The 19,093-nt window shown below is 46.1% G+C and carries 18 protein-coding genes and 1 riboswitch; of the genes, 3 read left to right on the top strand and 15 right to left on the bottom strand.

The window, feature by feature from the left end; all coding sequences use genetic code 11:
• Positions 1-315: 315 nt before the first annotated feature.
• The 3 genes from GH808_RS08680 to GH808_RS08670 are packed head-to-tail and all read right to left on the bottom strand — an operon-like array spanning position 316 to position 4,516.
• Positions 316-984 carry a potassium channel family protein gene (locus GH808_RS08680; RefSeq protein WP_186842393.1) on the bottom strand — a complete coding sequence of 223 codons (669 nt, stop codon included), beginning with the start codon at positions 982-984 and terminating at the stop codon, positions 316-318.
• Between the two features lie 20 nt (positions 985-1,004).
• Entirely contained in the window at positions 1,005-1,655 is a 651-nt protein-coding gene (locus GH808_RS08675) for a potassium channel family protein (protein ID WP_186842392.1), read from the bottom strand.
• A complete protein-coding gene (locus GH808_RS08670; RefSeq protein ID WP_186842391.1) occupies positions 1,652-4,516 on the bottom strand; it encodes a cation-translocating P-type ATPase in 2,865 nt (954 codons plus the stop codon). Before GH808_RS08670 ends, GH808_RS08675 begins: the two co-directional genes overlap by 4 nt.
• A gap of 326 nt (positions 4,517-4,842) precedes the next feature.
• Here GH808_RS08670 and pdxS point away from each other — a divergent pair, with 326 nt between their 5' ends.
• Both pdxS and pdxT read left to right on the top strand, forming a co-directional pair.
• The gene (pdxS, locus tag GH808_RS08665) at positions 4,843-5,715 is read left to right on the top strand and encodes a pyridoxal 5'-phosphate synthase lyase subunit PdxS (protein ID WP_186842390.1); all 873 of its coding nucleotides are present in this window, start codon (positions 4,843-4,845) and stop codon (positions 5,713-5,715) included.
• The gene (gene pdxT / locus GH808_RS08660) at positions 5,715-6,284 is read left to right on the top strand and encodes a pyridoxal 5'-phosphate synthase glutaminase subunit PdxT (RefSeq protein ID WP_186842389.1); all 570 of its coding nucleotides are present in this window, start codon (positions 5,715-5,717) and stop codon (positions 6,282-6,284) included. Before pdxS ends, pdxT begins: the two co-directional genes overlap by 1 nt.
• A 65-nt stretch (positions 6,285-6,349) precedes the next feature.
• Here the strand turns inward: pdxT and GH808_RS08655 are convergent, their stop codons facing one another.
• Positions 6,350-7,396, bottom strand: coding sequence for a DMT family transporter (locus GH808_RS08655; protein ID WP_186842388.1), 1,047 nt, complete (start codon positions 7,394-7,396; stop codon positions 6,350-6,352).
• A gap of 292 nt (positions 7,397-7,688) precedes the next feature.
• On the opposite strand from GH808_RS08655, the gene GH808_RS08650 reads away from it, so the two are divergent.
• The gene (locus GH808_RS08650; protein ID WP_186842387.1) at positions 7,689-9,821 is read left to right on the top strand and encodes a diguanylate cyclase; all 2,133 of its coding nucleotides are present in this window, start codon (positions 7,689-7,691) and stop codon (positions 9,819-9,821) included.
• Between the two features lie 142 nt (positions 9,822-9,963).
• On the opposite strand, the gene thiD is transcribed toward GH808_RS08650, so the two are convergent.
• The 11 genes from thiD to GH808_RS08595 form a co-directional block, all read right to left on the bottom strand.
• Positions 9,964-10,743, bottom strand: a complete 780-nt coding sequence (gene thiD, locus GH808_RS08645; RefSeq protein ID WP_186842386.1) for a bifunctional hydroxymethylpyrimidine kinase/phosphomethylpyrimidine kinase — start codon at positions 10,741-10,743, stop codon at positions 9,964-9,966.
• A complete protein-coding gene (locus GH808_RS08640; RefSeq protein ID WP_186842385.1) occupies positions 10,740-11,381 on the bottom strand; it encodes an HAD family hydrolase in 642 nt (213 codons plus the stop codon). Before GH808_RS08640 ends, thiD begins: the two co-directional genes overlap by 4 nt.
• The gene (gene thiE, locus GH808_RS08635; protein WP_186842384.1) at positions 11,378-12,016 is read right to left on the bottom strand and encodes a thiamine phosphate synthase; all 639 of its coding nucleotides are present in this window, start codon (positions 12,014-12,016) and stop codon (positions 11,378-11,380) included. The genes GH808_RS08640 and thiE overlap by 4 nt, the downstream gene beginning before the upstream one ends.
• On the bottom strand, positions 12,003-12,827 hold the full coding sequence (gene thiM / locus GH808_RS08630; protein ID WP_186842383.1) for a hydroxyethylthiazole kinase: 825 nt from the start codon (positions 12,825-12,827) through the stop codon (positions 12,003-12,005). The genes thiE and thiM overlap by 14 nt, the downstream gene beginning before the upstream one ends.
• 62 nt (positions 12,828-12,889) lie before the next feature.
• A riboswitch (TPP riboswitch) is annotated at positions 12,890-13,001 on the bottom strand.
• Positions 13,002-13,296: 295 nt separating this feature from the next.
• The gene (gene rnfB, locus GH808_RS08625) at positions 13,297-14,202 is read right to left on the bottom strand and encodes an RnfABCDGE type electron transport complex subunit B (protein ID WP_186842382.1); all 906 of its coding nucleotides are present in this window, start codon (positions 14,200-14,202) and stop codon (positions 13,297-13,299) included.
• 20 nt (positions 14,203-14,222) lie between these two features.
• Positions 14,223-14,798: an electron transport complex protein RnfA gene (locus GH808_RS08620; RefSeq protein WP_207722292.1), complete on the bottom strand. Its 576-nt coding sequence runs from the start codon at positions 14,796-14,798 to the stop codon at positions 14,223-14,225.
• Complete coding sequence (rsxE, locus tag GH808_RS08615) at positions 14,798-15,421, bottom strand: electron transport complex subunit RsxE (protein ID WP_186842381.1); 624 nt, start codon at positions 15,419-15,421, stop codon at positions 14,798-14,800. The genes GH808_RS08620 and rsxE overlap by 1 nt, the downstream gene beginning before the upstream one ends.
• A gap of 1 nt (position 15,422) precedes the next feature.
• Positions 15,423-15,989, bottom strand: a complete 567-nt coding sequence (locus GH808_RS08610; protein WP_186842380.1) for an RnfABCDGE type electron transport complex subunit G — start codon at positions 15,987-15,989, stop codon at positions 15,423-15,425.
• Positions 15,990-15,995: 6 nt separating this feature from the next.
• Complete coding sequence (locus GH808_RS08605) at positions 15,996-17,006, bottom strand: RnfABCDGE type electron transport complex subunit D (RefSeq protein ID WP_186842379.1); 1,011 nt, start codon at positions 17,004-17,006, stop codon at positions 15,996-15,998.
• A gap of 14 nt (positions 17,007-17,020) precedes the next feature.
• Positions 17,021-18,343: an electron transport complex subunit RsxC gene (gene rsxC, locus GH808_RS08600; protein ID WP_186842378.1), complete on the bottom strand. Its 1,323-nt coding sequence runs from the start codon at positions 18,341-18,343 to the stop codon at positions 17,021-17,023.
• A gap of 75 nt (positions 18,344-18,418) precedes the next feature.
• On the bottom strand, positions 18,419-18,835 hold the full coding sequence (locus GH808_RS08595; RefSeq protein WP_186842377.1) for a SoxR reducing system RseC family protein: 417 nt from the start codon (positions 18,833-18,835) through the stop codon (positions 18,419-18,421).
• Between the last annotated feature and the right edge of the window lie 258 nt (positions 18,836-19,093).

Raw genomic sequence — 19,093 nt, 5'->3', positions numbered from 1 at the left:
ACAAGTGTGATGTGCAAAAACGCACACGGTTTTAAGTAACCAACTTATAAAATTTGAGCATTCGCTCAATCAATAAGGCAACGCAAGTTGCCAACCGGCATTCGACCTAGCTGTCCGTATGGCATTCAATCTCTTTATCGTTATCGATTTACCGGATAAAGAAATGGTCAAAATAATTCTTTGCCGTATTCAGAAACGGGTTTAAGAATACGCTGTAATAGACTAAAATCTTCCTCTAATCATACGACACAAATTGTACTATAAAAGAGCGTAAAAATCAAGCGCATTTTCATATTTGCCAGCGCAAATTAAGATCTATTTTATCGGGCCCAGTATCTTCGCCAGATCTTGTATCTTTGAGGCATGAACAATTGCCAGAACCTCATCTTCTGAAAGCAGCCGCGTCTTACCGTGGGGAATAATCAGCTTATTATTTCGAATAATGGCCACCAATATGCATTCTTCCGGAAGATTGAGCTGATTTACTTCTTTGCCAACCGCCTGGGAAGCGGGATGAACCTTTTCCTCAATCAGCGAGAAGGCTCCTTTATTCAGCTTCAGCAAGGTCATCATGTCGCCCACCGACATCTCTTCCACAACCAGACTGGCCATTAATTCCGCCTGATTCAAAGCGACATCAACGCCCATTTTCGGAGTAAACAGCCAGGCATTCTTGGGATTTTTAACCCGGGCAACCACGCGGGGCACCTGATATTCCAGACGCGCGATGGTGGCCGCCACCAGATTGATTTCATCGGCTCCGGTCACAACGGCAACCACATCGGCGGTGCGAATGCCCGCCGCTTCCAGCACCGCCGGATCGGTCCCGCTTCCCAGGATAACCGTTTCTTTTGGAAAATCTTGTTCCAGAATCGCAACTTGATGCGGCCTGATTTCGATCAATTGTACCCGATGTCCAGCGCTTAATAATAGGGTCGCCAGATATTCTCCGACTCTCCCCCCGCCTACGATTATTACGTTCATCGTCCGACATTCCTTTCTTTTCACACTAATCCAAGCAGCTTTTTGAGACGATTGCTGGATGATGCAACGACCGCGATATGAACCAGATCCCGATTATTGAATATGGTATCGCTAGCCGGCAAAATTGATTTGTTTCCCCGGCTGATGGAGATCACACTGATCTCACCCGGTATCATCAGTTCACTGACTTTTCGCCCCACCAGCAATGCCGGAATTTCTATTTCCATCACTTCCACATCGCCATTCCCAATGCTCATTGCGATATTCATTGGCGAAAAATTCAAAAGATCCGCAACCCGATGAATTCCCCATGACATCGGATCAAAAATTTGCAATCCCAGGCGACTGTAGATCTCCGCCTTTCTTGGCTCATGCAGTGCCGATACCACTCTGGGAACTCCGAAAATCTCGCTTGCAACCCGAGCCGTCAGCGCGTTCACTTCGTCATTGGATGTAACCGCCGCCAGGGCATCGGTCCGCTTGATTCTGGCCTGCGCCAGTACATCCCGGTCAAATCCAAGACCAGCAAGCGTTTGACCTTTAAATGCTGCGCCCAGCTTTTTAAAAGTCAGCGGATCCTGATCAATCACCGTGATTTCATGTCCTTCCTGGCTGAGCATCAGAGCCAGTCCGGATCCGATGCGGCCACACCCGACAATGATAATTTTCATTGGGATACCCCTTTCCGGATTTTATTTTTTCTGCTGGCAGAACGTTGCTCCCAGCTTCTGAGCAATGCTTTCCGCGATTCATCAAGCAGGATGACAATGGGTATCCACATGAACAGATAGGCCCATTCAATCAATCCGATTGGTGCCGTGTTAAAAAGCGTATGCAGAAATGGCGTATAGATCAGAATACAGAGAATCGCCAATTCAAAGGCAATCCCGATGATGACTAGACGGTTCTTGAAAAAGCCGACTTTAAATAATGAAGCGCGTTCGGTCCGGCAATTGAACACCGTCCCGATCTGAGTCGCCACAATGCCGGCCAGCGTCATCGTCGTTGCCATCTGGTAAATCACGCCCGCATTTTCCATTGGCACACCCGGCCAGCCGTTTTGCCAGTACAGAAAGAAAAAGGCCGACATCGCAATCGACGACTCAATCAGCCCGTACCACAAAAATGCCCGGATCAGCAGATAGCGGTTGAGCAGATGTTCTTTTTGTCTCCGGGGGGGACGTTTCATAATCCCCTCTTCCGGAAGTTCAGAACCTAATGCGATTGCCGGCAGCATATCCGTCCCCAAATCAACGGCCAGTATCTGCATGATTGTTAACGGCAGCGGAATGGTCCCGCGCGAAAAAAGAAAGATGATAAACGGGACGGCTTCAGGCACGTTACTGTTCAAAATATAGGTGGCAAATTTGCGGATATTATTGTATACGCCACGCCCCTCTTCCACGGCATTGACGATGGAAGCAAAATTATCATCCGTCAGGATGACATCAGCCGCTTCTTTGGCAACATCAGTCCCGGAAATTCCCATCGCCACGCCGATATCGGCTTTCTTCAGGGCCGGTGCATCATTAACGCCATCACCGGTGACGGCCACCACATTTCCCATCTCCTGAAGCGCTGTCACGACCCGCAGTTTCTGTTCCGGGGCCGCCCGGGCAAAGATGATTTCACCGGCCAGGGCTTGCTTCAATGCATCATCGTTTAGCTCATCCAGTTCCGCCCCGGTGATGATCCGTGGCTGATCCTCATAAATGATGCCGATACGCCTGGCAATGCTCTCCGCAGTCAGGCCATAATCTCCAGTGATCATAATAATCTTGATGCCGGCCTGATTGCATTTACCGACGGCCGCTTGCACTTCTTCCCGGGGTGGATCGGCCATCACCGTCAGGCCCAAAAACGTCAGATCCTGTTCGATCAGATCCGAAGTATATTCGCTCAGGCGCGCCGGCAAATTCAGATCTTTTGTCAATAACCGCATGGCCACCGCCAAAACGCGCAGCCCTTTTCGCGCAAATTCGTCATTTGCCGTCATCACCTTTTCCCGGGTTACCTCATCAAGCGGCAAGCCCTGACCGTCCTGATAAAATTTCGTGCATAAATCGAGTACTTCTTTCGGTGATCCTTTGATGTAGGCAAGCTGCTTTCCATCGGATATTTCTGCCGAAACCTGATGAATCGTACTCATCCGCTTGCGATATGATTCAAAAGGCAACTCACGCAAACGCGGGCTGTGCTGGGCTTCTTCCGCCAGATCGAGCTTTCCCTTTTGGGCCGCCACGACCAGCGCCGCTTCGGTGGGGTCTCCCAGAATGCTCCAATGACTGGTCTCCGGTCCGGGCGGCAATAACCGGGAATTATTGCACAGACTGGCCGCCAGCAATAATTGCCGCAGGTCCTGATTTTCAGCCAGTGAAATTGGCAGATTCTCCCGCAGCATCTCGCCTTCCGGTGCATAACCGACACCCGTCACCCTGACTTGCTGCTTGACCATCCACAAATCACTCACGGTCATTTCATTCTGCGTCAATGTCCCGGTTTTATCCGTACAGATCACGGTGGTGCAACCCAATGTTTCGACTGCCGACAGGCGCTTGATCAAGGCGTTGCGTTGTGCCATCCGCTGAACGCCCATTGCCAGCGACAATGTCACCGTCGGCAGCAGTCCTTCCGGTATAAAGGCTACAATCATACCCATCGCAAAAATAAAACTCTCGGCAATGTTTACATTGGCAACCAGTATCGCCATGACGAAAAAAAACGCCCCGATGCTCATCGCCATCACTGAAACCAGTCGTGTAACCCGTCCCAGCTCTTTCTGTAGCGGACTTTGAACCTCGCCCATGCTTTGTGTCAAATCGGCAATTTTGCCAAACTCCGTATTCATGCCAGTGGCAAAAACAACTGCCTTGCCGGATCCGGAAGCCGCATTGGTGCCGGCAAAAATCAGATTAGGCTGCTCGGCCCGGCCAAGATCGGTCCGGTTACCCACGTCCTTTGTTTTATGAGCCGGATGCGATTCGCCCGTAAGAATTGATTGATCTGCTCTGAAATCATCCGCTTCGACCAGCCGTCCATCGGCCGAAATACGGTCTCCCTCCGCCAGTATGATCACATCGCCGGGAACCAGATCTTCAGCCAGAATTCGGGCTTCGCCGCCGTCCCGGAGCACATGTGCATAGACCGGCAGCAGTTCGCCCAAAGCCTCAACCGCCTTCTCTGCCTGGTATTCCTGCCAGAAACTGAACAGACCGTTAATGATGTTGACCAACCAGATGGCCACGCCAAGCTGGGGCAGCTGGGCAATAAAACCAACAACCCCTCCAATCCACAAAAGGATGGCCATCAGATGGGTGAAATTCGCCAGAAATTTTATGATCAGGGGTTTGCTCTTTCTTTTCTGGATGCTGTTTTTACCATAATATTCCAGCCGCTTTTCGGCTTCAACCTGAGTTAATCCGCTGGCAGCCGTTTTTAATTCAGCGTAGACCGCCGCTGCCGGCAGACTTTCGATCGGGTTTTCTGCCACAGCACCAGCTGTTTGACCTTTTTGAGATTCGTTCATATTCATCACTCTCTTCTGCCTTTGATTCCTGATTTGCCGGACTTTATCGGTAACCACTGATTGAATTATTATATGCTTTGTTTATTCTTGTACCCAGCCGCCTTAATTTCAAACACGTTCAAGGCCGCTATCTTCATTTCAGACTGCCGATACTAAAACAGTACTCCATCCAGTGAGCACTTATCTGGCGCCATCATTTTTATTATTTTTGGTCCTTTTAATGATATCAGAGTTGTATTACAATTAGGCACATCAAAAAAATCATCAGCAATTGACGTAAGTATTTTTGAATTTTGCAATTGCCTGGAAAACAAATATGAGGAGAAATTAAAATGAACAATCGCTATGAATTAAACAAAAACCTGGCCCAGATGCTCAAGGGCGGTGTCATCATGGATGTGACGACGGCTGAACAGGCGCGAATCGCCGAAGATGCGGGCGCCTGCGCCGTGATGGCGCTTGAGCGGATTCCCGCCGATATCCGTTCGGCCGGCGGCGTCTCGCGAATGAGTGACCCCAAAATGATCAAGACCATTCAGGAAGCGGTTTCCATCCCGGTTATGGCCAAGGTCCGGATCGGCCATTTTGCCGAAGCGCAAATCCTCCAGGCCATCGAAATTGACTATATCGATGAAAGCGAAGTCCTCTCACCTGCTGATGATACCTTTCATATCGATAAGACTCAGTTTGATGTTCCTTTTGTCTGCGGCGCCAAGGACCTGGGTGAAGCACTGCGACGGATCAGCGAAGGGGCTGCGATGATCCGCACCAAAGGTGAACCGGGAACCGGGGATGTGGTTCAGGCCGTCCGCCATATGCGTCTGATCAATCAGCAGCTTCGCACGATTCAGAACACCCGTGAGGATGAACTTTTCCAGGTTGCCAAAGACCTGCAGGTTCCCTATGATTTAGTGAAATTTGTTCATGAAACCGGCAAACTGCCGGTTGTCAATTTCGCTGCCGGCGGCATCGCAACGCCGGCCGATGCCGCTTTAATGATGCAGTTAGGCGCTGAAGGTGTCTTCGTCGGCTCCGGCATTTTCAAATCGGGGAATCCCGCCAAACGGGCCCAAGCGATTGTCAAAGCTGTCACGAATTTCAATGATCCCAAGCTGCTTGCCGCCCTGTCCGAAGATCTGGGTGAAGCGATGGTTGGCATCAACGAACAGGAAATCGAACTGCTGATGGCTCAGCGAGGAATCTGATGAAAAAAACAATCGGCGTGTTATCTGTCCAGGGCGCCTTTGAAGAGCACATCAAAATGCTTGAGCAGCTGGATGTGAATTGCCTTGAGATAAGAAAGAAAACCGATCTGACCGGGCATACCATTGACGGTCTGGTCTTACCCGGCGGAGAAAGCACCGTGATCGGCAAGCTGATTCGCGAGCTTGACCTATTTACCCCCTTGAAGACATTAATTGAAGCCGACATGCCCGTCCTGGGAACCTGTGCCGGACTGATCCTCCTGGCTGGCAGAATAGCCGATGTTGAAACCATTCATTTGGGCACCATGGATATTACCGCCAGACGAAATGCTTACGGGCGTCAGCTGGGAAGTTTTCAGACCGACGAAGCCTTTGACGCATTGGGAAAAATTCCGATGGTATTCATCCGGGCTCCCTATATTGAAAGCGTCGGGGAAAAGGTTGAAGTTCTGGCCCGGGTTGACAATCACATCGTCGCGGCCAAGCAGGACCACATGATTGTCACGTCGTTTCATCCCGAACTGACCAACAGCCTTACCGTTCACCGGTATTTCCTTAATCTGATCTAACGGCAAACAAAAAACTGTGTCGCGTTTTATCACGGCACAGTTTTTTTCTATCGGTTATCTATTTTTTAATGACTATGCCGATGATGCACATCCGGAAGATGGTCATGATTGTGTTCGATACCCTCATGCGTATGAACATGGCAATGCTCCTCATCCGCTGCAGGATGATCATGATTGAGATGGTGTCCGTCCGTATGAACATGCTTATGTTCATGGGTTACCTCCCGGTGAACATGGGTATGTTCATGTTTTTCGGATAATGTCAGATAGGTCCCCAGCAGCATGATTGCCAATGCGATGATAAAAGAAACCGTGACGGATTCCCGCAGAACCACCCATGAAATCACCACTCCCATAAACGGTGCCGCTGCATAATAGGCACTGGTTCTCGCCGCCCCCAACCCTCGCTGGGCTTTCACATAGAAAAAGATGCTGAGTCCATAGGCAACAAATCCCAGCATCATCGCTGCAACAACATAAATCAGACTTCCCGATAATTCCCCCCAAATGGAAGCAATCACGAGTGACCCCAGCCCCGAGCCAAACCCTTTGATGATCACAATCTGGACCGGATCTTTGATGGATAAATTCCGCGTGCAGTTGTTTTCAAATCCCCAGCACACACAGGAAAGCAGCACAAAAACTGATCCAAGCGACAGATTGATCGTCGTTATATCATCAACCGTCAGCAGAATACTAGCCAATGAAATAAAACCGATCGCAACCCAAAGTCGGTTCCCGATTGCCTCTTTGAAAAACAGCATGGCGATAACGGAGGTCGCCGCAATTTCAAAATTCCCCAACAGTGCCGCGGTGCTTGAGTTTGTCATGCTGATTCCGATCAACAAAAAGATCGGGGCCGCAATATCAAGCAGAATCATCAGAATGATATAGGGCATTTCTTCTTTTGTAAGTCTGGCTTCCCTCGAATCAAGCCGGCGTTTTTTATTTAGGACAGTCAGCACCGTCATCCCGATTCCTGCGCCGAGATACAGCAAGGCGGCCAGAAACAGCGGATTTAATTCATTAATCAGCAGTTTGGAAAAAGGCGCATTGATTCCAAAGAGTAATGCTGCCAGAACTGCAAACAGGACAGAATAGTTTTTTTTCACGTTTTTTATGCCTTCCTTTTTTTGAAAACTTCGTTCTTTTCGATTATTGTATCATAAATCAAAACGCCTTCATTCATTTATTTGAACATTCTGATTTTCCTCTCAGTCGCCGTTTTTTTCTTTCTAAAATGGATATATACCAGAATAAAGTAATTATATTGGAAACGGTGGTCAAACAACAATCGCCGGCCAAAACGGTATGACAAACGCGGTCTTGTGGTTTGTTGATAAGCCGAGCGGTTTTTTTACCTGACTTCATCCCCCCGTTTTTCAATATATTGAGAGGTCGATCATGCTTATAGACATGCGTACAGTTGCACTGATTTTAGTCATTTCCAGTTTTTTTCAGGGAATTGTTATTATTTTTCAATCTTTGGTGAATAAAAACTATCAGGGTATCCGAATTTTTGGTATCAGTTTTTATTTTTGTGCCTTGGGCTTTCTTTTCATTTTACTCCAAACCGTCATTTCCTGCTCTTTTGTTACCATTGTGCTGGGAAATTCACTGCTGCTGCTGGCCTTGATTTTCCAGTACGTCGGTTTACTGCGATTTTTGAATTTAAAAGAAAAAACCTGGCTTTCAAACGCTGTTTTTTTTGTTGCCTTTTTATTACTCAACTACTTTAATTTTATCGATGACAACATTACTTGTCGCGTTTTTTCTTTAAGTATTTCGATTGCCTTGATCTCGCTGCTTACGGCTTTCGGTCTTTTGAAAAGCCGAATCGCATCGCTGCTCAACTCAGCGCGGTTTCTTTCCGGAATATTCTTTCTGGTTGGAGCCTTTTCAGTTCTGCGCGCTTTTTCGGCATTCTTTTTCAGGCCTTTAACCCATGCGCTTGATCAGGACATTTTACAGATGCTTTCATTTGCCGGCATTTTTATTCTGAATTTCATCACAACTTATGCCTTCATTTTTATGATCAATAAACGTTTGAGTTCAGAATTTTTCGAAGTCACTGAATTCACATGGGATGTTATCTGGGTCTATAATATTACCAACCGCCGATTCACCTATATCAGCCCGTCCATGTTTCAGTTGCGCGGTTTTACTCCCGAAGAAGCCATGGGCGAAACGTTGGAACAATTTGTTGTCGCCGGCTCTCTGCCGGCAATTAAAGACACCATCAAACATGATCTGGAATGCTTCATTGCCAATCCCGACAATGCGAATTCTTCGCTTGTCGAAATTCAGCAGCCCTGTAAAAACGGCGGTATTATTTGGGTTGAACTGTCAACAAAGTACCGCTACAACCCCAAAGGCGATATTGAAATTGTCGGAGTCAGCCGCAACATTGAAAAACGAAAACGCGCTGAAAAAGAAGTCCTTTATCTGAGCTATCATGATCAGCTCACCGGCCTCTACAACCGTCGCTTTTACGAGGAAGAACTGCAGCGCCTGGACACCGAACGCAACCTGCCGATTGCCCTGATTATGGCCGATGTCAATGGCCTGAAATTAATCAACGATGCCTATGGGCATCAGGCCGGCGACACCATTCTGAAAAGTTTTGCAGACATATTAAAAAACGAGTGTCGAAATGATGAAATTGTCTCCCGAACCGGCGGTGACGAATTTGTTATTCTGCTGCCGCGAACCAATGCCGAAGATGCCGAGAAAATAATTGAACGTCTCTATGATTCAATTTCAAAAGAGAATATTGAGCATTCAATTTTATCCGTTTCCATGGGCTTTTCAGTAAAGCATACCGTTGCCGAGAAAATAACAGAAGTCTATAAAAAAGCTGAAGATGCCATGTATGCACACAAGCTTGCTGTCAGCCCCAATATCAAGAAAGCTACCATCGATTTGATTATCAACTTATTGTATGAAAAAAACAAACAGGAGATGTTTGAATCCGGAGTTGTCGGCGATATCTGCGCGGCAATTGCGAAGGAAATGAATTTTAGCCCGGATGCCGTCAACCAGATCCGAATCGCAGGTCAACGGCACGACATTGGAAAAATAGCGATCGGCGATGCCATCCTCAATAAATCGGATAAACTCAACACCGATGAATGGTTCGAAGTGAAACGGCACCCCGAAATCGGCTACCATATTCTCCGGTCGGTCAGTGAATTGTCCGAAGCTGCCAAATATGTCCTTGAACATCATGAACGCTGGGATGGAACCGGCTATCCGAAAGGACTGAAAGGTGAAGAGATCTCCGTACCGGGACGAATCATCGCCATCGCCGATGCCTACAGTGCAATGACTTCCGACCGGCCTTTTCACAATGCTTTAAGCACCGAAGAAGCCATCGCCGAAATCAAGCGCTGCTCCGGCACCCAGTTTGACGGTAAAATCGCGAAAATTTTTATTGAAAAAGTATTGAAAAAAAATGGTAACCGCTTGATCTGCAGTATCATAAAAGAACCGGAATCAAAATTCAGATTGAGACTGTATGACAAAGCACTAACGTAGTACCGACAATTGTTACATCATGTTGCACCCTAAGGGGCAGGCTCTATGCATCAGAGCGGACACGGCGACAGTCTGTCCGATTCTGCAGCATACAACAGATTAACAATTGGTCGGTACGGGAGCAACAACCGGAATCATCCGCCTATATTTTATATCCGTGATCGAGCGGGCCGCTGCCCTTTCCCAGATCAAGCTGTGCCGCCAGCGCCCCGGCGACATAGTCTTTGGCATTTTTGACTGCCCGCTTCACGTCCTGTCCCGCCGCGAGATTGCAGGCAATGGCTGATGAAAGGGTGCAACCGGTGCCATGGGTATTGGGATTATCGATTCGTTTTCCTGGAAACCAGATTTCTTCCGCCCCCGCCAGTAAAAAGTCATCGGCACATTCAGCCAAATGCCCGCCTTTGATCAGAACGCTTCCCTTACACTCCTGCGCAATGATTTTTGCAGCGCTCACCATATCCGCTTGTGATAAAATCGCCAACCCGCTCAGGCATTCCGCTTCCGGTATATTGGGCGTGATGATATCGGCAATGGGAAACAGTTTCTTTCTTAATGCTGCCACGCTGTCGTCACAGATCAGTTTTCCGCCGCTGGTTGCCACCATCACCGGGTCGACAACGATGTTTCCGGCTTTGTATGCAACCAGTTTTTCGGCAATACCGTCGATAATATCGGCACGGTACAGCATCCCGATTTTTACCGCATCCGGAAAAATATCGCTAAAAACGCAATCCAGCTGATTTTCCACAAAAGCTCGGTCGACTCCAAAAATTTCGTTCACGCCAGTTGTATTCTGCGCCGTTAAAACCGTGATCACCGTCATCGCATACATCTTATGGGCCATGATGGTTTTAATATCTGCCTGAATTCCTGCACCGCCGCTTGAATCCGACCCGGCAATTGATAGAACCTTTCTCATTTTTTCAATTCCTCAAAACTGTTAATCGTCCGATCGGAAATTCTTTTTATTTCGTCCCAGTCATTTTTTGAAAATTCATCATAAACGCCGACGATATAGCATTCTGTATTCTTGGCCGCCTGAATACAGTACAAAGAATCCTCAACAATTGCGATTTCTTTTTCCGGCAGTTCCAGACTTTCGACGGCCTGGTAATATATTTCCGGCTGCCGTTTTGACAGGCCGGTCATCCCGCATGTCAGAATGAAATCGAAATGATCGATCAGTCCCAGTCGTTTAAATGCCGCTTCAGCCAGGGCCCGGTCGGTAGCTGTCAGAATGCTCATTTTTATTCCCTGTCGTCGATACTGATCCAGCACTTCCTTCACAAAGGGCTTTAAGGGCAGATGTTTTCCATAATTCTCGCGGATCATTTCGTTGATTTCAGCATTCACTTCGTCTTCTGTCAAAGGAATGCCAAATGCCTTAACGAAATAACGGGAAGACTCCTGAAAGCTCATGGTGGTAATGATGTCATTGAGATTATCCGGTGGCTTGACGCCATGATTTCGCAAGAAATTCCCGCCCAGATTCTGCCATACCGGCATTGAATCGATCAGCGTGCCGTCCATATCAAAAATGATTCCTTTTTGCTTCATGATTTCACCATTTCCCGGGAAAGACCGTGCAGTTCTTTCGTTGCTCCGGCAATATCCGGTTTGGAGAAAATAGCCGATACCAACGCGACCCCGTCAACACCAGTCCCCTTTAAATTGAGAATGTTATTTTCATTTAACCCGCCAATGGCAACAACCGGAATGGAAACCCTGCTGCAAATCTCCTGCAGTGTTTCAAACGTGACAAGATTGGCATCGGTTTTGGTTGCGGTGGAATAAACCGCTCCCACGCCAATATAATCAGCCCCGTCCGCTTCCGCTTTGATGGCCTGTTCGACAGTCTGGGCCGATACGCCAAGGATTTTATCGCCCATCCGTTTTCGCAGTTCCCCGGCATCCATGTCGCCCTGTCCGACGTGGACGCCATCGGCATCGACTGCCAAAGCAACCTGATGATCGTCATTGATCACAAACGGAATCTGATATTGATCTGTCAGTTTTTTTATTTCCCTGGCTTCTTCCACAAAACCTTCGAAGGAGAGCGCCTTTTCCCGAAGCTGGATAAAGGTTGCTCCACCGATGATGGTTTCTTTCACCTGTTGAACCAGCGTCCGGTTTCCCAACCAGGTCCGGTCGGTCACGGCATATAAAAGCAGGGCTGATTTATCGAGTTTCAATCTTCATTCCCCTTTCTAACATCTCGGCATTCATATTGCTCATAAAGTCAATGATGTAGGTTCTAAAAGAAGCGGTTCCTTCTTTCTGCGCCCACACTTTTTCAAACGCCAGCTCGCCACATAATCCCATACAGCTGACGGCCGTCGCTGTTGCAACGAGAAGATCATCCGGATTGGCTCCGCAATAACCGCCGATGACCGTTGTGAGCATACATCCGGTTCCGGTTATTCTTGACATCATCGGATGCCCGTTTTTAATCACAAAGGCCTTTTTCTGATCCGCCACGACATCGATTGCGCCGGTGATGGCAATGACGGCCCCGGTTTTTTCGCTGAGTCTTTTTGTAAATTGGACTATCTGGTCAAGATTACCATCGTTCAGGGCATCATTGCTATCCGCATCCACGCCTTTGGTGGTTCCGCTGCCCTGATCAATCGTCTTGATCTCAGAGATATTTCCCCGGACAACAGCGAATTTCACCTGCTCTAGCAGCTCCAGAGCGGTGTCTGTCCGCAGTTTTGAAGCCCCGGCTCCGACCGGATCCAGGATCACCGGCAGACCCAGTTGATTGGCTTTTTGTCCCGCTCTGATCATCGACGCGATGGTTCGTTCATTCAGGGTGCCGATATTGATGACCAGCGCATTACAAATCGAAACAATTTCTTCCACCTCATTGATGTCGTCCGCCATAATCGGCGCACTCCCGCACGCCAGCGCCATGTTTGCACAGTCATTGACCGTGACATAATTCGTGATCGCATGAACCAGGGGATGTTTTTTGTTGACGTTTTCCAGTATTTTCCCGAACATTATTTCTCCTCCATTAACTTATCAGCACCTTGATCAAATAAAAAAAACTGTACACGAATGCACAGCAAATCAGCAGAATTTCCCTACGTCGGCATTATCCGTATCAGGTGCATGGGTCGAAGCAACACTTTGCTTCCTCTCAGCCTAAATGCTTAAGCTCCCCGTCTATTTTATTGTAACAAAGATTATCATACCCATTCTTTTTTGTCAATATTGAAAGCAGCTCGGTCAATTCTTAATTTAGCTTAAATGCGCCTTATTTCAAGATTCACTAAAGGTTCAGACCTTATTATAAACCCAAGAGATGAAACATCTCCCCTTTTTCTTTTCATTCCTAATATAAAAAAGGCAGCAGGTCATCCGGACCTGCTGTTTTTTTGTGCTCATCTTTCAATCTAACAAAAAGTCTGCAGAAGATAAAACCCATCATCTTCTGCAGACTTAAATGTATCTGATTATTCGATCCGATTTATTTTTCTTCTTTTTTTGCCTGTGCTGCCTGCGCCGCTTTTTCAGCCTTCGCTTTTGCAGCCGCTTCCTTGATGACTACCGATGCTTTTTTGGCATCTTCCGTCAAAGGAACAATTGCTCCGGTCGGGCATTTTTCCAGACAAATTGGATTATTGCATTTTTCAAGGCAAATTTTCCCATCAACAACCGCTAAGTTGTTTTCAACCGTAATTGCATCATATGGACAGCTCTTCTTACAAGCACCGCAACCGATACAAGCAACTGAACATACTTTTTTGGCAGCCGCACCTTTGTCTTTTGAATTACAAAGAACGGATACCGGTTCCCCAATTGGTGACATTGCGATGACATGCTTCGGACAAACTGAGGCACATTTTCCACAACCGGTACACTTTTTCTGATCAACGATCGGCAGACCATTTTCTCCCATTGAAAGTGCATCAAACGGACAATTGGCGGCACAAGTACCAAAACCCATACAGCCATACTGACATCCTTTGGGTCCACCCTGTACAAGGCTGGCAGCGATACAATCTTCTATTCCAACATAGTTATATTTCTTTGTGGATTCGGCGATCCCGCTGTTACATCTGATCTGAGCAACTTGCGGTTCAACCTCAGCTGATTTTTTTCCGGTTATTTCCGCCACTTCATCTGCGACCGGTTTTTTCCCGGGGATACACAGATTTGGTGGAACATCTGGGTCTAAAACAACTGCTTCAGCGTAAGCTGCACAGCCGGCATAACCGCAGGCACCACACTGTCCCTTAGGAAGTGCTTCTTCAACTATTTCAATAAGTGGATTAACTTCTATGGCAAAGGCTTTATTAGCAAAAGCCAGTATCAAACCAAAAATCAAACCAACGCCTGTCATTACCAGCACAACCATTATTGCAGTATTCATGATTCTTTATCTCCTTTCTATTATCCAATCATTCCTGAAAAACCAAGGAAAGACAAAGCCAGCATACCTGCTATAATAAACGCGATTCCAATACCTTCTAAAGGTTTTGGCACATCTGCTAATCTCAATTTTTCCCGACAACTTGCCATAAGGACGATTGCCAGCGCAAATCCCAAACCAGAACCGACCGCGTTGACCAGACTGTATAAGAATCCATAAGATGATTCCACATTTATCAATGGTATTGATAAAACGATACAGTTTGTGGCGATCAGCAATAAGTAAATCCCCCACATATTGTAAAGTGCCGGCGAGTATTTTTTGATGACCATTTCAAGCAATTGCACAAAACTTGCAATCAATAACACAAATACTGCGGTTGTCATAAAAGTCAGACCAAATGGCAGTAGAATAAAATTATATATGAGCCATGCCAGTGCTGAACTCATCACCATTACTGCTGTAACGGCAATACCCATACCAGCGGAAGCGCTCAGGTTCTTTGAAACACCAAAGAAAATACATAAGCCTAAAAACTTTGTCAATACGAAGTTGTTAACAACAACTGCGCCCATAAATAGAGTAAAATATTCCATTATGCCTCACTCCTTTCCGCTTCCTTTTTTTCCATGTGCTGAACCAGCATTTTCCAGCCACCAATCAGGTATCCGATTAACATGAATCCGCCGGCTGGTAAAATCATAATCAGTGGCGCATTATACCAGTCACCCAGAAGCTTAACGCCGAAAATTGAACCGGCACCAAACAGTTCACGAAGAACACCGATAATAACCAGCGCGACACAGAAACCAACTCCCATTCCCAGACCATCGAAGAAGGATGGAATCAGAGTATGTTTAGACGCAAATGATTCGGCTCTTGCCAGAATGATTGCAAAAACAACAATCAATGCAAGATAAATACCCAACGCATCGTACAGCGCCGGTGCATATGCCTGAAGGGCTAATTGCACAACGGTAACGATGGTTGCAATCGATGTGATATAAACCGGTACCCGAACCTTGGGATTGACCACATTTCGAATAAGGGAAACCACACAGTTATTCATCGTTATAACAAACATAACTGAAAGTCCCATTGTCAAGGATGTCGTAGCTGAAGACGTAACCGCCAAAGCCGGACAAAGGCTCAGTGCCAAAACAAAGATAGGATTTTCTGCAATAATACCCTTTTTAAATTCTGACCATAAACTATTCATATTACTTGACACCTCCCACGTACTCGACGACGCCGTCGACTGCTTCTTTAACTCCCTTTGTTACCGCTTTGGATGAAATGGTAGCTCCGGTCATTGCCTGAACATCTTCTTTGTTTGAAGCATCCTTCGTTACCACGAGATGATCAGAAGTTTTACCGATGATCTGGGATTTGAATGGTTCTTTACCCGCTTTATCACCAAGACCAGGCGTTTCGTTGGCTACCAGGATCTGATAATCAATAACAGAACCATCCGCATTAACAGCAACCAGCATGCCTATTTTTCCGCCGTATCCCTTTGTTTCTCCCGGGACGACATAGGCTATGGTTTCTCCGCCCTTTTCTGCTGCATACCAATCCTCTTCGCCTTCAATCGGGGTAAATTTGTCTGCCTCAGGAACGAGAACCTGCATGGTCTCCATCTCTTTGGCCGCTGCGTTTTTTACTGCAACCGGGTGTGATATAAAATAAACGCCCGCAATAATTATCCCCGATATAAAGCAAGTTATCGTCAAGTTTATCGCAATCTGAAAAATTGAATATTCTTTTGGTGTATGTTCAGTTGACATTTTCAATTACCCCCTTGCTCCGAATTTTTTTGGTTGACAGAAGCGATCAATCAGAGGTGTCAAACAGTTCATTAACAAGATTGAATAGCAAACACCTTCAGGATAACCGCCTAGAAGTCTAATCATAACTGTCATCACTCCAGCGCCAGCGGCGAAGATTATCTGACCTTTTATCGTCATTGGAATGGTAACCATATCCGTTGCCATGAAGAATGCACCGATGATTAAACCACCAGCCATTATATGGAACAATGGATCGCCAGCAAAGAAACCCAAAGAGCCAGCAGGATCGACAAGTCCACCAAATATCCAAGTTAAAATGCCAACCGTTCCAATCATCACGACCGGCACCTGCCAGTTGATGTATTTTTTATAAATTAAAAATAATCCACCTAAAACCAACAGCACGGTACAGGTTTCACCGATACAACCGTTGCGCGTTCCCAAGAATAATGCCTGATACATATTTGATGCGTTGCCAAAAGTATCGATTAACGCTTCATGACCCTGCATCTTTAAAACATTAAGTGGTGTTGCCGAACTCACAACATCCGCTGCTGTCGTCATTTTGCTCCATGTTGTCATCGCTACCGGCCATGACACCATCAAAGCAGCTCTACCAATATGCGCTGGATTGAAGATATTAGAGCCCAATCCGCCCATAGCATGCTTTGCAATGACGATTGCAATAAATGATCCTACAATTGTCATCCACCATGGAAGTGTCGGTGGCAAACACATTGCCAGCAACAGACCGGTCAGAAAAGCACTTCCGTCTTTTACTGTAACTGGTTTTTTTCTGATCTTCTGAACTGCCCATTCGAAAAACACAGCCGATACAACTCCTGCGACCAAAATCAGAATGGCATTTAGCCCAAAATAATAAGCTCCAAACAATGCAGCCGGAGCCAGGCATATGTTTACCGTCCACATTATTTTTGAAACTGACTCCTTCGAGCGAATATGTGGAGATACTGATACATTAAATAATTCCTTGTTTGATTTTACTTCCGCCATGAAAAACTCACCCCCTATTTCCCTGCAGCTTTTTTAGCAGCATTTTGTGCCTTACAGTATTTAACATATTGAACGATATTTCGTTTTGCTGGACATACATAAACGCAACTGCCACACTCAACACAATCAAGTAGATTGAAATCCTGTACGGCTTCTTCAAAGTGGCCTCTCTCCCCTAAAATACTGAACATGCTTGGATTCAATCCCATTGGACATGCATTAAGACATCTTCCGCATCTGATACATGATGACTCTGTCCCGGTGTTTGATTCACCTTCGGCCATGGCAAGTATTCCGGAAACACCCTTGATAATTGGAAGGTCAATACTCGGTTCTGCCATTCCCATCATCGGGCCACCGCTAATGATTTTCTCAGGTGTACTGGCAAAGCCACCGCAAAAATTGATAGCATCTTCAAATGTTGTTCCAACTCTTACCAGAATATTTTTCGGTTCTTTTATCGCCTTGCCGCTGATTGTTGTCACACGCTGAATTAAAGGCAAGCCTTGCGTAACGGCATCGCAGATTGCTGCCGCCGTACCGACGTTTGCAACTACAACACCAACTTCCAATGGCAATCCGCCAGATGGCACCTCTTTGCCTGTTAATACCTTAATCAACATTTTTTCAGCACCCTGCGGATACTTGGTTGGCAGTCCGACAACTTCGACTCCCGTTCCCGAAAAAGCTTTTTTCATCGCTTCAATCGCATCGGGTTTGTTATCTTCAATCCCAACATAACCTTTTGTAACACCAAGTGCTTTCATTGCTATTTTTACACCGGTAACAATTCGATCCGATTGTTCAAGCATCATGCGGTGGTCAGCAGTCAGATATGGTTCACATTCTGCCGCATTTAAAATAAATGCTTCCGCTTTTTTGTCTTTTGGCACGGCCATTTTCACATGGGTTGGAAAAGTTGCTCCACCCATACCAACAATACCAGCTTCTCTGATGATCTTGTTGATGCTGTCAGTATCCAGATCCTGCCAGTCACGTTTCAATGGAATTCCTTCCACCCATTCATCTTTGCCATCGTTTTCAACAACAATTGCAAGACATGTTCCAAACACTGGATGTGGATAATCTCCCACATCAATTACTTTTCCTGAAATTGATGCATGCACATTTCCCGAAACAAAAGCATCCGTTGTTGCAATTAATTGTCCTTTTTTCACTAAGTCGCCTTTAGCTACAATAGGTGAACAAGGTGCTCCGATATGCTGTCGCACAGGTATGATTGCTTTGTCAGGCAAAGGTGCTGTTTCTATCGGCTTACTCGCTGTATAACTCTTGCTATCGTTTGGATGTACTCCACCACGAAAACTCTTCATCATATTTAAAACCTCCCTTTTTTTATTATAATGAATCTCTATTGATAAACAAAAATATCAAGGCAAATCGGAACTTATTCAGCTCAATATTTTTGTAATCACCGGTAATGTTTTAGTATTTTTTTTCATCGCTCTGTCATATAATTTTACAAAAATCAACGACAGGCCAAACCCTATTATGCCGCCACCTATTTGAAACGGAACCACCGCCTGTCCAAATTCACCGGCAATATACCATCCGATAATCGCACCAGCAGCTGCAGCTAAAAGAGGCAATGCATAAACCACAAATGCCGCCGTAACCATACTCGCTTCGTGCATCTCAAATGCAACCCTTTGCCCTACCTTGGCAGAAATCGGATTTTGAACATCCATCGTAATCGCATCATCGCCGGGACATGCTCCACATTCCTTGCAGTCTCCATGTCGGGCGGCTCTTACTTTAGCAAATTCTCCTTCTGCTTCAATAACAATACCAATTTCTTCCTGTTTCATACTTTTCGCCTCCTTAATCAGAAAACCGCGATCATTAATTACATCACAATATCGTTTACTGAGCTCATATATAATTCCGGGAAAATTCTTAAGATACATTTTCTCCGGAATCATCATGGTTTTTTATTCTCGATCGCTATATCAAGTACAAAATATTACACGTCTGAACCTTGTATATACATCGTTTGTTTCTCATTATACCTGTTACATATTTATTTGCAACAGTTTTTTTTGAAATTACCACATCTTGTATTTACC

It is taken from the genome of Acetobacterium fimetarium, from assembly GCF_014284475.1.
GTDB lineage: Bacteria > Bacillota > Clostridia > Eubacteriales > Eubacteriaceae > Acetobacterium > Acetobacterium fimetarium.
This window is presented reverse-complemented; position numbering and strand designations above follow the sequence as displayed.

Bases quoted from the DNA above. Each gene is read 5' to 3' on its own strand.
- GH808_RS08680 (WP_186842393.1), bottom strand. From the start codon at position 984: ATGAACGTAATAATCGTAGGCGGGGGGAGAGTCGGAGAATATCTGGCG.
- GH808_RS08675 (WP_186842392.1), bottom strand. From the start codon at position 1,655: ATGAAAATTATCATTGTCGGGTGTGGCCGCATCGGATCCGGACTGGCT.
- GH808_RS08670 (WP_186842391.1), bottom strand. From the start codon at position 4,516: ATGAATATGAACGAATCTCAAAAAGGTCAAACAGCTGGTGCTGTGGCA.
- pdxS (WP_186842390.1), top strand. From the start codon at position 4,843: ATGAACAATCGCTATGAATTAAACAAAAACCTGGCCCAGATGCTCAAG.
- pdxT (WP_186842389.1), top strand. From the start codon at position 5,715: ATGAAAAAAACAATCGGCGTGTTATCTGTCCAGGGCGCCTTTGAAGAG.
- GH808_RS08650 (WP_186842387.1), top strand. From the start codon at position 7,689: ATGCTTATAGACATGCGTACAGTTGCACTGATTTTAGTCATTTCCAGT.
- thiD (WP_186842386.1), bottom strand. From the start codon at position 10,743: ATGAGAAAGGTTCTATCAATTGCCGGGTCGGATTCAAGCGGCGGTGCA.
- GH808_RS08640 (WP_186842385.1), bottom strand. From the start codon at position 11,381: ATGAAGCAAAAAGGAATCATTTTTGATATGGACGGCACGCTGATCGAT.
- thiM (WP_186842383.1), bottom strand. From the start codon at position 12,827: ATGTTCGGGAAAATACTGGAAAACGTCAACAAAAAACATCCCCTGGTT.
- rnfB (WP_186842382.1), bottom strand. From the start codon at position 14,202: ATGAATACTGCAATAATGGTTGTGCTGGTAATGACAGGCGTTGGTTTG.
- GH808_RS08620 (WP_207722292.1), bottom strand. From the start codon at position 14,798: ATGGAATATTTTACTCTATTTATGGGCGCAGTTGTTGTTAACAACTTC.
- rsxE (WP_186842381.1), bottom strand. From the start codon at position 15,421: ATGAATAGTTTATGGTCAGAATTTAAAAAGGGTATTATTGCAGAAAAT.
- GH808_RS08610 (WP_186842380.1), bottom strand. From the start codon at position 15,989: ATGTCAACTGAACATACACCAAAAGAATATTCAATTTTTCAGATTGCG.
- GH808_RS08605 (WP_186842379.1), bottom strand. From the start codon at position 17,006: ATGGCGGAAGTAAAATCAAACAAGGAATTATTTAATGTATCAGTATCT.
- rsxC (WP_186842378.1), bottom strand. From the start codon at position 18,343: ATGATGAAGAGTTTTCGTGGTGGAGTACATCCAAACGATAGCAAGAGT.
- GH808_RS08595 (WP_186842377.1), bottom strand. From the start codon at position 18,835: ATGAAACAGGAAGAAATTGGTATTGTTATTGAAGCAGAAGGAGAATTT.